The following is a 12,963-nucleotide window of genomic DNA, read 5'->3' on the forward strand; positions in this document are numbered from 1 at the left end:
TATATACAATTAAAGATCGAAAACATTATTTTTTCACAATATGTGTTAATCTTTAATAATAAGGGGTGGTACTTTGTTAAACTTTTTTAACAAATATTCAAAATATGTAGTATTACTCATTTTTATATATGAAATAATTTATTTTGGAATTCCCGATTATGTAAAGCCTGTTTTTGTTTATGAGTATTTTATACTTTTCGGCTTGTCTTATTTATTTGCTATTATTCAAGAATTTTTTTATTCCAAGCGAAAAAACAGATATATTATTCCGTGTTGTCATCATTATTAGTTCTCTTGTCATATTGATTACATCTATCTACTATCACTTATTTTTTCTGTGATAATGTTTATAGCGATTAGTTTCACATTATATTTAGCAATCAAGCAAAACAAAATGAACAAGCAACAGAATTAATAACTGTTGCTTGTTCGGCTGGATGATTGTTATAGTGAAAAATTCAAGACTGAATACATTTTTCAATAGCCAATTAACTTTTTACTATTGTTCTTTGAGCCTTTTTAATGATTCTCTCAGTTGCCTTAGTTGGAGATTTTTTTTGCCATTCATCACATAGGTTTATTACCCACTCTGGTTGAGTTTTGCTAGCATCATTTAACCAGTTGCCGACAGAATCTTGAACATACTTAGCCGGATCAGATTTAAGCAAATTTAGAATAGGAAGTGCCATTTGCGGTTCTTCCTTTAATATTTCTATATGCTTTGTCCATACTCCGCGAGGACGGATTGATTCTAAACTGAACCTACGAATGTTGTCATCTTCATTTTTCGCCCACTCCGTTAACAAATCTACACTATTCTTAATATTTGCCGAAAGGTCCTCCCTAATTGACATCCATGCAATTTCCCGAACACCAAAATGATGATCTGCTGCGAAAGGTTGAATATACAAAAGCTTTTCCTCTAAAGAATAATCATTGTTTTTATTCATAAATGCCGCCCAACATCTGACACTATCAGATACGTGATGAGCGCATATTGTAATTAGCTCCTCTTTTTTTGTTGCACGCTCATCCATTAAGACTGTATCTAACAAACTTCCAATTAAACGTATGGCCTTCATTCCCGTTTCAACTTTTTGCTTCTCTACCTCAGTCAGTATAACTTCTAACTTTTCTTCTAGCCCAATGGATGGTAGAACATTTTTTAATAAAGTAATATGGTGAACAGCTTGCCACTCTGTTAAATTAACACTCTCTATTTTCCCTTGATTCAACAACGTTAAAACGTCACCAGGGATATCGCTAGCCTTTCTAGCTCCCTTTCTATGTATAATATCTTCTTTTACTACCATTTTAACACCCTCCTATAATTGATCTGACCTGTTGAAATGAATAGATGTTTATTTTTATATTATTTCTTTTCACAGATTATTTCTACTATTCCCTCTAATCGATTGAATCTCGCCATAAATGTGTATCGAGTGGCTTGATAGAGACGCCTATGATACGATTACAAAATAAACAACCTCATTTGTTTTTTATTAACTATAGTGAAATCAAGTGAACAACAATATAAAAGGATGGTAATCAATTGAGCAACGAGCAAAATAATAATAAATTTATATACACATATGTACATCATGTTGACGAATACGATCTATGTAGAATGGAGATGCGTTCATTTTTTAGTTTTGATTCCCCTTCAAACTATATCATAAGCAATAATAAAATTGATCCAAGCCGTAGCCCTTTTATACAAGAACGACTTGAAGTGCTATATGAAGATAATAGCGTAGAAAACATCAAGACATTGGTGAAGGGTATAAATATAAATGAAGCAACTTTTAAAGTGGTTTGTTTAAATAGTATGGATATAGGTGAAACGAAGAAAATTCGTCAGTCAGAGCGTCGATTGTTAGAACGTGAGATAGGGTTGTGCATTGAGGGAGAACCAGACCTAACTCATCCCGAAATTGTATTTGGTCTAATTTTAATAGATGGAATATGGTATTTTGGAAAGTATATGAAGAGTGAATCCATTTGGCTTAAACATTTACACAAACCAAACAGTTATTCAACGGCACTTAGTACAAGAGTAGCTCGTGCTGTTGCGAATATCGCAGTTCCCCAGCCTCAAAATATTCGAGCGATTGATCCTTGTTGTGGTATTGGGACAGTCGTTATTGAAGCCCTTTCCATGGGAATTAATATGGAAGGGCGAGATATATATTACAATGTTTGTAAAGGTGCCCGAGAAAACATCGCTTATTTTGGATTAACAGGCAAAATTACAGTAGGTCCAATCTCGGAGGTAACGGAACACTATGATGTCGCCGTAATTGATTTACCTTATAACTTATTTACGCATTCATCACCAGAAGATCAATTTGATATTATAAAACACGCTCGCCGGATTGCCGATAAGGTTATTGTCGTTACAATTGAAACAATTGATGACATGATAAAGGATGCAGGTTTTGTGATATCAGATCGATGCGTTGCTAAAAAGCAATCGTTTTTACGTCAAATTCTATTATGTGAATAACTTAGTTTTTGGGGTACGACATAAGCGGCAATTTACTGAATATCATTTCAAAAAAATCTGCTACATAAAACAGAGACCTGGACAACTATCTAGGTCTCTTTTTGTTAGTTTTATTAAAAATGCCTAAGCTTCTTCGGATCCATTCACAGCCCTGCTTAGTAGTCTATGTCCTGTAATCCAAACTGCCACCCCGGTCCCCCACAATATCAGAGCTGAACCAAAACCAACAGATGTCCACCATACCATAATTTGATAATTACTCCAGGTAACATTAATAGGGAAAGTAAACAGCGCGATTGCCGAAAGCAGACAAAGAAGTGAACCCGTAATATAATAGATCTTCACCTGGAAAAGGTGCGCTAGTGGAAAGAAATGAGCACCGACAATAAGAGCCATAACAGGGACAAACAAATCCAAATGATTGGTAGATCCACAAATTCCGGCAGCAATGGCTATCAATACGCCTTCTAAACCGAAAATAATACCGAACCACATATTCTTTCGTTTCCAACGCTGAGAATTCCCTTCCGCCCTCTCGTTTGATAACCTTTTTGAATTCGTTATCAATACGATTCCTCCAATAAGCAATATGACACCAATCAATAGGGAAAAGATCAACAGCCAGAGAAATCCCCAACCTTGCAGTCCTCTAATTCCAATTCCCGCCCATAGAGTACCGAAAAATGCCATGAAGATAACTCCTGAAGCTGTCCCGCGCACAGCGGCTCTAGGAATGATGTTTTGCGACATATCATGAACCCTCCTCTTTCAATTTCATTCTAAAAGGCTAAAAGATTCTGTCTCACCATTACGGATAATTTCGCCAAAGTAAAGATAATAATAATATTCATTATTTTTGGAGTTCATACATTGTACATTCCATACGGTTGTAGTTTATATGAGATACCATTATTAGAGGAAATCCAAAACCATTTGTCAGGATGGTCTTACAGTTACCATATCGCAACCCTTTTAGTAATTCCTCATCAGAAGCCCCCTTTGTGTTGCTTCGAAATAAAGTTTGATCAAAAACATCCTCACAAGCCAGCATTTTTGAATAAAATAAAAAGAATCCACTTTGAAAAAAGATTGATCAAAATGGATACTTCCTTAGCAAATATTTAAGTTTGATTTTTATAAAAAAATGAATCGCTCAATAGATCATAAACAATCGCGCCTGCGGTATAAATATTATATTTTTGCTAAAACTGAGTTAACAAAATCGGTTTTTTCTTCGACATTTCTTTCCGAGAGATTCTATTCTACTACGGCTTCTGTTATTTTCCCATCTAGATTTTTAATCGCATGCACCGAATTATCCTGAATGATGCCTGTTTCTATAAAACCAAATGAAGCGTATAATTCTTTAGCTATGACATTACTTTTATCATAGAAGAGGTCTACATATTGTGCTTCCCCATATGGCATAGTTTTAATATCCGCCAACATTTTTTCAAAGGCAAGCTTGCCATATCCTTTCCCCTGATATCTCTTGTCAATCATAAAATGCCAAATGAAATAGGCCTTCTCCCCGTAATAAACTTCATTTTGAAATGATTCATGATCCGTCGTATCATAAATATACATCAAAAATCCAATCATCGTATTATTCGCATAAATAGCTAATGGAGAAGCTGGTATACCATCTGTGTTCAACATATGAGCGTCTGCGAAGCATCTAAGGTTAGTAGTTTCTAATATAAATTCTTTCTGGTTTTCTTCAACATCAAGCGCTATTACTTCATCTATGTTATCCCCGTCTATTTTTCGTAATTCAATCATCTTTTTATCTCCTCTCTAAGTCAAGCCACTTCCACACATGGCCTAAAACATTCCAAATATCATTTCCATATTTCTCAAAATAGGGTACACAAAATATTCACCAATGCTAACTCTACTAAAGGGTTTTGTAACCTTTAGTTCTAAGAAATAGATAGGAGAAATAATAAACAAAACTCAAATTATTCATTAATGGATAATTAGTTATTTTCATTTATTTTCTCTACTTTCTTATTTTAAAATTGTTAAATTCCATATATTAAAACGATACATCAAACAGATACATTCAGTTTTTTATATATTATGACACAATAGTTATATTTATTTACACATTTCTCATCTCATGAATTTTTTGCAAGGTACTAAGGTGCAATGCTTTATCTTCGGGCGACTTAGCGAATTTATACCACTCCACGAGCCTGTATCCGAACATAGCAAGAATTAGTTCATAGATACAATGCTCGGATATATGGGACACATCCGCATATTCCGAAAAACCCCTGTAATATGCAGGAATGCATTTTTGGTAGTAGTCAATCATATGACAGATGTCCGCTTCATCAGTTATTAAACTCGCGATATCCTCGCCCATGTACCCCCATCCGGCGGTATCCCAATCGATAAGTACGATTTTATTGTCCGAATAGAATATGTTTGCCACCCAAAAATCCCTGTGGCAAAGCACTATTGGTAGCTTTTCAATTCGACTGAATATTTCGTCCGCATTGCTATCTAAGTCTATGAGCATTTTACACAGGTGCTTCGGGATTTCACAGTCATCGGAGCGTATATAATCATACAAAACATCCCATGACCGATAACGCAGATAGTAGTTTTTCATAAACTCCACCTTGCTTAAATTGGGTAAATTCTGCAATATGTTTGGTCGTTCAGTGTACAACTTGCCTTGAAATCGCCCCAATTCCTGGGCTATACGTTCATACATTTCCGAGGTTAGATTTAAGCCTGACACACCATCAATATATTCCATCCACAGTTGAATCTCATCGCCATTTATTTCGGCGTGATAACACTCCGGCCAACGGAACGAGTTGGAGAAAACCTTTTTGAAATCCGATGCGTAGAGGTCGTATTCCCTACGCCATGAATCCGGATCACCATAACGCTCAAATTTTTTCTGTGTTTTCCAAACTATCTTATACGGCAGATTTTCACCATCAGAAGTTTCAACCATGCCTGTTAAAAGCCGAACAATTCCTATTGTCCCGCCTTGCAACTCTTTAAGTTGATAATCTGCGCGGATTATCGTCTTGTCGAGCATTTTACTCAAAACAAGCGTCAGTATTTCGGGCTTTACAAAGTTTTCATCATGGTTGTTCATTTCTTGTTTCCTCCCTTTTTACCCTTATGTCGCATGGCAATCGACTTTTGCCACGGCCGTTTATCTATGAGATACCCCGATTTATCATCCACAAATTTGTTTTCCCGCTTCTGTACAAGGTAACGCTCCCAATGCTCTTGTGCCAATGAACCATCGGCAAGGGCGGCAAGAACTGCGCAGCCCGGCTCCGTCTGATGGCGGCAGTCATTGAAGCGACACTGTGTGAATAATTCCTCCACATCGTTAAATCCCGCGCTGATCCCGTCGTCCGCACCGAACAGCCCAAGTTCACGCATACCAGGCGTATCAATAACCATCGCACCGGAAGGGAGCATGAAAAGCTGGCGATGCGTTGTTGTGTGCCGGCCCCGGCTGTCGGCCTCGCGGATAGCCTTGACAGTCATCACTTCCTGATTCATCAAAGCGTTTAGCAGCGAAGATTTCCCCACACCAGACATACCGAGTAATACTACGGTTTTTCCTGGTTGGAGATATTCGCTCAACCCGTCTAAACCATTCCCGGTGTGGCTAGAAACTGCGTGTACTGGCACATCAGGAGCGGCTTTCTGAACTTCAGCTATCGGTGTGTTGAAATCCGTAGCCAAGTCAGCTTTTGTTAAGATTACGACAGGCTGGCTGTTGCTCTGCCGTGCCTGTGTCAGGTAGCGCATGATGCGGCTGACCTTGAAATCCCAGTTTAAGGACGACACGATAAATACGTAATCAAAATTCGTTGCTACGACTTGCTCCAGTATAGTTTTGACATACCCTACTGCGTGTCCCGAATAGTCCGCGCGGGAAAATTTCGAGCGGCGAGGCAGCAATTTGGCAATGAGCGAAGCACCGTTTTCGTTGTATTGCAGAAATACAAAATCGCCAACGCACGGAAAATCTTCCCGAGTCACCGCAGTGTGGTAGAAAGCGCCCTTCAATACAGCGGTCACTTCTCCTTGTTCGGTGATAACGGTATATTGCTCTCGCTGTAGTTCCGTAACCCTTCCAGGTATTAAACCTATCGGCGGCGTTTCGGCTTCGATATAACCGTATTGTTTCAAATCAATCATTGAACCGATCCTCTCCTAAAAGTTGTTTTTGGGCATAAAAATACCGCGAACAAGCAGCCTCCTAAGAAGCTGCTGTTTCGCGGAGAAAAGTCAAAAATCGACTATAATCAAAAAGGAATACGACTTTCATCGTATCCCGCTAACAGCAGTATTCACGAAAGGTTACTGTTTACGGCATAGCAAAAAACACGGGTGATATTCCCGGTTGCTCTCATTCCAAGCTATAATCAAAAATTGGAATTTACTATGCCCGATATTCGGTTAAGTTAAAACCACCAATACCATATAAGTTGTCATTAAAAAACATCTCCTTTCGCAGAAAAAAGTTGGAATATAATCCCACCATTATAGTGTGACATAACCCTTCGTGAAAAATCAACAGAAAATTTGTATAATTCGAATTTTATCGGTCAGCTACCTCTCCAACTCCATCCCCCAACTATCGCAAATAACATGAGAAAAGCCACCCTCATTCTCGATTTGAAGGTGGCCTCTCATGTCGCTTTGCTGCCTTTACATTTTTTGTGTAAAAGTAAACGACAATGCAATTACAGAAACAATAAGCGATGAAAAGCTTATTGCAAACACTTTATCAAGACATTTTTTAAATGGGACTATTATTGCTTTTTAACTTCACGAAATAATAAACAGGGAGGAAATCACCATCGATTTACTCCCTTTTAGATTCTCAAAAGCGATGGTTATTGCAATGTAAGATTGATTAAAAATTACCTTCAACCTTTATTTATCAGCAAATGCAAAAACTCCATTTTGAAAAAAGTTTGATCAAAATGGAGTTAATCTTTCTAACTAAGTATGAGATTTTTATAAAAAAGTTTGATCAATTAAATGAGCCTTCTTCAACTAAAGCTCTGTTAGTTCAATAAGCGATGCTTTAAAAATTATTTCAAAAAGATAACCGCCCAACGTTGTTCTTCTAACCTTTTTTTATTTTCAACATCGAATTAGCATTTTCTTGAAATTCATATGGAACTTTTACTTCTTCAACTGTACAGTTATTGTCAGCAAGATAACTTATTAGTTTATCTAAATGCTTATATCTTTTTCCCTCTAAATCAACTAAAGGAAAAATACGAACTTCCTCTTTTGTAACCCTCAACAGCTCGTTTAGCGTTTCTAAGTGAAATTGATAATCTAACCTATCTGCATACATAAATAAAAAATGTGCTGAGAGAAGAATCTCAAATTCATCATTCTTAAATGGCAAAGAAGGCAATGTAACGGGTATATATCTTTCACTCGATTTTTTCATATCATTATCAAAATCTTGTAAAGCCGTTAAACGAAATTTTCTAAGACCTTCTATATCCTTAAAATAGTCCCATTTATAGTTGTTTTTAGCTTCTTCCATATGCTTCATTGCGTGTTCAATATCTTGAAGACCTTTATTTTTTAGATCTTCACCAGAATGATAATAGGCAATGTCACAAGCGGTTACATCGAAACCTGATTTGTTGCCAATGGCTGTAAATGAACAAGCTCCTGCTGGACAATCAAGTATTTTCTTTCCTCGTAGTTCTTTTTCTGAAAGTAAGAACATATCTAAATACTCTTCAAAAGTTCTCCCAATGAAAACTATTCTCTCTAAATCTAACTTTGTACTCTGCTTCATTTTACTCAACTGAACTCGCCCCACCCTTCTAAAAGCACATTCATAATACCACAAAAATGGTAATTTCAACCTTTTTCCTTATTGAAGTAAAGCTCCGTTAGTTGAACAAGCGTTTATCTTATTATTGGACATTATTCATCTTCATCGAACTCACCGTTTTCAGAATCCAATTTAATAAAATCCTTTAAATTTGAGGTATATTCCTCTATTTCTGCGGTCTCGTGGTTCCAAATATAAATTTCATCATTCATTTTCCCGTTTATAACTTGAAGACATAATTTATCCCCTGTACCATCATCACCAATAGCTATTAGGTCACCGGACATTTCTTCATCTTTTGCATCCTGGTTTTGCCTCACGACATCATCCCAAGTTTTTTTAGGATTCTTTTGGTCTTTGATCGAAAAAAGAGTCCATTCGCCGATTTCGGCATTATTAACTAGTCGAAAAAGTTCCTTGTATTGTTCAGGAAAAACTGCACCTAATTTTTCTTCTGCTAATTTTATATCAAAATCTGTAACGCCAGGTTTTCTTGTTGAAATCAAGTCTCTTAATTCTTTCACTTAAAACTTACCGCCTTTTCTTGTGTCATCCTATGTAACAATCCTGTATTGTTAGTTCTAGAAATACTTAAAAGAGCTACGTATGTAACTTAATGATTTTTAATCAACGCACCCGTTAATTTAAGTACATTTCTTCACAAACTAAAAAAATAAGAAAGTAACGAAGAGTCGTACTTTCATTTTAATTAACATAACTTATTTGATTTCCTCAGCCAACTCCAAAATAATTCCTTCTGGACCGCGAACGTAGCATAATTTATAACTTTCTTCATATTGCTGTATCTCACTAAAGATTTTCGTACCCTTCTTTTTCAATTTGGCAACAACAGCTTCAATATCTTCAACAGTAAATGCAATATGTCGGATACCCAGTGTATTTGCAAATGGTTGCTGAAAATCTTTTTCATCTGACGGTGAATAAAATTTGATTAGCTCTATCCATGTCTGACCGTCTGTCGTTCCCAATCCTACACACGCTACTTTAACGTCATTAAGACCAACTGCATATCCCATTAAGTCTCCTTCCATTTCCCATTCCCCTTTTACCTCAAGTCCAAAATCGAGAAAAAACTCTTTAGCGGCAGGGAGATCATTTACGATTACACCCACATGATCTATTCTTCGGATCTTCAAATTTCATACCTCCATTGTTTCTGTTATTTTGGAATATCCTGTATTCAAATTCTAATATTAATAAAGGGAAAAAAGATACCAGCATCGCAGCTTACAAAGCCAATTAGATGATGCACATCGCAAGAAGGATATTACCAGCAAACCAAACTATGTGCCATTTTATAAATGGCTTGATGAACATGAATGAATAACTAAAAAAGGTGGATTTACAACGCTAAGAAATATACATGATTTTATGCACACTAAACAGTAAGCCATAATCGTGTAAATATTGATGTTTCAAGTGTTTGTGCTGCCTGCATAAAAAGCTGTATAAATAATGTGCATACAAAAAGCCACGAAACTGTTGATTTCACAACATTCGTTGCCTTTAAGTCTGTTTCCAAACTTACATTTGGGAACGTTTATTATGATTGTTTTGTATAGCTTATAAGTCCTTGTTGCACTAAAGCGCCCGATTGCTTAGGAGAATATTGGTACAAATAGAACGTCAAGAAAAATGTCTGCCGATATTAATGTGTATTAATGACCCATATTATCGTTATTACCACTAAGTGGTTCTACTACTTCTCCATCTTTATCTATTACAATACTGTCGGTTTCCTTATTAGCCTCGGTCAAAGACCCATAATAAATAAAAACACCAAAAGTAATGATAGCTATCGTTGTTAATACTATAGAAATTTTCTTTTTCATAAAGTAGTCATCTCCCTACATATAAATTTATTTTGTTCGAATTTTAACATACACTTTTTTTCAATATAATCCAATTATAGCACAGCGCTTATTCAACAACTGCACCCGTTAGTTAAAGTATAACCTTCCCAAAGCGTCCTTTGGTAACTTTTCATTGAGATTCTATTTATATGTTACCGCCATTCAGAACAAGTGGATCGAACAGTCTTCTTTAAAATGATTTTTCGCAGCGTCTCAGCGTGTTATTTTTTATAAAAAACAGCGACAAACACCGATTTAACAGTGTTTGTCGCTGTTTGGAATGTTACCAACCTTGTATTTGGGAACGTTTATTAAATTTATTTTGTATACTTTATAAACCCTTATTGCACTGAAGCCCCCGTAATATAATATCAGGTGCTGTACAGGAAAATGATATGGTAAATATGGTGAATCCAGATTTATATATGGATGTTGTTTATGTAAATAGTAAGAAACAGAATTTTGGATTGTGGATAGTGAAAAAGTGCATTAATGAAAACAGATGATACTCATACTATTTATACGATTTCCAAAGAGATGACAGATAAATTAATTGATTTAATTGAATAGCAGTATTATTTTTTTTTAATTTTGTGGATCTATACCGATTTCTTCCATTTCGTTTGCAAATCTTTTCACTACATCAGATTTCATTTCTTCGTGTTTCTCTTTGTCAATTTCATGTCCATGTTCAGAGATACTTTGAATCTTATCATTACTTTCTAAATTAAATCTACCGTTATTCATATTGATAATGCTATATTCACCAAAAGTATTTTTCTTTAAATATAGAATGTACATTTCCCCATCAGTTAATTCAGCATAATTTTCAATTGATAATTTCTTTTGTTCATCGTAACTAATTGGCTCTATAATTGTTAGATTATCATTTTCAGTTATTGAAGAAGATTCATCTTGCTTCAATAACTTAGAAATTGTGATTGGTGTTTTCGTATAGAAATCTTCAATTACTGGAGGTAAACCAGCGTCAGATTCATTGTTTGATGAAATGTACTTTACGACATGTTCTCTATCTTCGAATTTTTTGTCAGTTTTCGCCATTACAACAAGTTCAGCATCATTAAATAATTGGCTTTCAGCATCATACGCAATATAGCTTCCATGAGTTACTACGGTTTCTATTTCTTCGTTTTTCTTAGGTTTTTCAGCTACCTGATCATTACCACATGCAAATAACAACAAAGAAAATGAAGCTATAGTTAAAAATTGTGACTTTTTCATAGAAATCCTCCTATTACCATTTTTTATTAATTTCACCTGAATCATAACTTGTTAAACCAGAAGGGATTTCCCACCAACCTTGAACCATTACTGAATCGTGAGGTATACCTACATGTGCCATTTTAATAGTATGACCTACTTCGTGAGCAGCATTAAAATTTATACGAGATGCTGTATAATTTGACTGTGCTCTCATCTGATTATCATAAATAATTGATGTAGCGTAATCCCAGTTACTATCTAATGATACTGCACTCCCTGAACTATTATATCCACCTGCTTGTCCTAAAAGTCCACTTACAGAAGTAGTTCCGACAGAATAAATATCAGGACGACCTGCAGATGAAGTAGTTTTAGTAATATTAACTTTACTGCTACCATTCCAATAACTTCTTGCTTTATCATAATTAGCTGCATATCCATAAGCAGCTACAGATGAATGATAAAAAGCATTTGGCATAGCGTTATTTTTTTTCCACCAGAGAACATATACACCAATCAGTGTAAATTTATATTGGAATATTGTCTATTTTCTGAATTTCACAAGGGGTTTTAACTTATTATAAGAAACTGCCTAAATAAATGTGGCAACAAAGGACTAACTGTATATTAAAATAGCTGAAATCTATATTACTTAGCTTTCTATGCATAACATCCTACCTAACTTTTAATTATTAACCTGCTACATTAGCTAAAGAAAAGTTACCAAACCATCGTTTGGTAACTTTTCATAAAAGGTTGTTATTCAATAATATGGCCCGATTGTTGAACAACAAGTTAAACAACACTCTTCAACTAAACTGCCACGTTAGCATAAGAAGCGACTGTGTTTATGATACAATCGCTATAGAAAAATTTTTACTTTTCAATTCTTTGGAAAAATACCTGATGTAACTCTATTTAATATTTTTCTAAATGGCCATTGGCATAAAGATATTGTGATGACTATTATCAAAATGAAAACAACTAATTGCAGAAAACGATTTGAAAATTGTCCAGCAATCCAATTACCTCCATAATAAATACAAATAACCCCCAATAGCACCGTGGAAAGATAGGAAAAAGAAGCGAGAATTAATTGTTTAGCCGTTAATTGTCTTATTGATTCTCTATTTTTGTGTATAAGATTGATTACCACAAATATACAGTAAGCTATAATAATAAATGAAAACACACAAATACACCTTCCATTATCAAATCTACTTTTCAACCATATCCATATTATAACATTTATTCTTTAACCAAACCGCCCCATTAGCCATCCATGTAGCGCAAAAAATGAAAGATGATTAAGTTCTTTCATGGGAGTTCAATAAGGATTATTTATATTTTTATCTTTCTAATACTATACAATATTGTTCTTTATATTTTTCATGGTTCCAATTGTACATTTGTACTAAATGATTTAGAGATAATTCTTCATAATAACATCTAATATACGGTATATTTATTTCATTATAGTATTGAAGTTTAGATATTGTTGG

Annotated in this window: 12 protein-coding genes; 1 reads left to right on the forward strand and 11 read right to left on the reverse strand. The window is 35.1% G+C overall.

From position 1 onward, the window contains the following. Window positions 1–488: 488 nt before the first annotated feature. Window positions 489–1,313 carry a DNA alkylation repair protein gene (locus ACMZ42_RS20130; protein ID WP_415732540.1) on the reverse strand — a complete coding sequence of 275 codons (825 nt, stop codon included), beginning with the start codon at window positions 1,311–1,313 and terminating at the stop codon, window positions 489–491. A 239-nt stretch (window positions 1,314–1,552) separates the two neighbouring features. Here ACMZ42_RS20130 and ACMZ42_RS20135 point away from each other — a divergent pair, with 239 nt between their 5' ends. Then, window positions 1,553–2,506 (forward strand): TRM11 family SAM-dependent methyltransferase, encoded by a 954-nt coding sequence (locus tag ACMZ42_RS20135; protein WP_415732541.1) that lies wholly within the window; start codon window positions 1,553–1,555, stop codon window positions 2,504–2,506. Between the two features lie 123 nt (window positions 2,507–2,629). Here ACMZ42_RS20135 and ACMZ42_RS20140 read toward each other — a convergent pair whose 3' ends face one another. The 10 genes from ACMZ42_RS20140 to ACMZ42_RS20185 all read right to left on the reverse strand — a co-directional run bounded on the left by ACMZ42_RS20140 (window position 2,630) and on the right by ACMZ42_RS20185 (window position 11,939). Continuing rightward, window positions 2,630–3,256: a DUF7010 family protein gene (locus ACMZ42_RS20140; RefSeq protein ID WP_415732542.1), complete on the reverse strand. Its 627-nt coding sequence runs from the start codon at window positions 3,254–3,256 to the stop codon at window positions 2,630–2,632. A 507-nt stretch (window positions 3,257–3,763) separates the two neighbouring features. Beyond that, the gene (locus tag ACMZ42_RS20145; protein WP_415732543.1) at window positions 3,764–4,288 is read right to left on the reverse strand and encodes a GNAT family N-acetyltransferase; all 525 of its coding nucleotides are present in this window, start codon (window positions 4,286–4,288) and stop codon (window positions 3,764–3,766) included. Window positions 4,289–4,610: 322 nt separating this feature from the next. Then, window positions 4,611–5,627 (reverse strand): aminoglycoside phosphotransferase family protein, encoded by a 1,017-nt coding sequence (locus tag ACMZ42_RS20150; RefSeq protein WP_415732544.1) that lies wholly within the window; start codon window positions 5,625–5,627, stop codon window positions 4,611–4,613. Further along, the gene (gene rsgA, locus ACMZ42_RS20155; protein ID WP_415732545.1) at window positions 5,624–6,691 is read right to left on the reverse strand and encodes a ribosome small subunit-dependent GTPase A; all 1,068 of its coding nucleotides are present in this window, start codon (window positions 6,689–6,691) and stop codon (window positions 5,624–5,626) included. The genes ACMZ42_RS20150 and rsgA overlap by 4 nt, the downstream gene beginning before the upstream one ends. A gap of 937 nt (window positions 6,692–7,628) precedes the next feature. Next, window positions 7,629–8,333 carry an SAM-dependent methyltransferase gene (locus ACMZ42_RS20160; RefSeq protein ID WP_415732546.1) on the reverse strand — a complete coding sequence of 235 codons (705 nt, stop codon included), beginning with the start codon at window positions 8,331–8,333 and terminating at the stop codon, window positions 7,629–7,631. 122 nt (window positions 8,334–8,455) lie between these two features. After that, window positions 8,456–8,887, reverse strand: coding sequence for an SMI1/KNR4 family protein (locus ACMZ42_RS20165; RefSeq protein ID WP_415732547.1), 432 nt, complete (start codon window positions 8,885–8,887; stop codon window positions 8,456–8,458). A gap of 195 nt (window positions 8,888–9,082) precedes the next feature. Next, window positions 9,083–9,520: a VOC family protein gene (locus ACMZ42_RS20170; RefSeq protein WP_370078510.1), complete on the reverse strand. Its 438-nt coding sequence runs from the start codon at window positions 9,518–9,520 to the stop codon at window positions 9,083–9,085. A gap of 522 nt (window positions 9,521–10,042) precedes the next feature. Next, window positions 10,043–10,216: a hypothetical protein gene (locus ACMZ42_RS20175; RefSeq protein ID WP_415732548.1), complete on the reverse strand. Its 174-nt coding sequence runs from the start codon at window positions 10,214–10,216 to the stop codon at window positions 10,043–10,045. A gap of 606 nt (window positions 10,217–10,822) precedes the next feature. Then, complete coding sequence (locus ACMZ42_RS20180) at window positions 10,823–11,479, reverse strand: hypothetical protein (protein ID WP_415732549.1); 657 nt, start codon at window positions 11,477–11,479, stop codon at window positions 10,823–10,825. A 13-nt stretch (window positions 11,480–11,492) separates the two neighbouring features. After that, the gene (locus ACMZ42_RS20185; RefSeq protein WP_415732550.1) at window positions 11,493–11,939 is read right to left on the reverse strand and encodes a hypothetical protein; all 447 of its coding nucleotides are present in this window, start codon (window positions 11,937–11,939) and stop codon (window positions 11,493–11,495) included. Window positions 11,940–12,963: the final 1,024 nt, after the last annotated feature.

The organism is Lysinibacillus sp. NPDC056185 (assembly GCF_047737915.1).
In the GTDB taxonomy this organism is placed as follows: Bacteria; Bacillota; Bacilli; order Bacillales_A; family Planococcaceae; genus Lysinibacillus.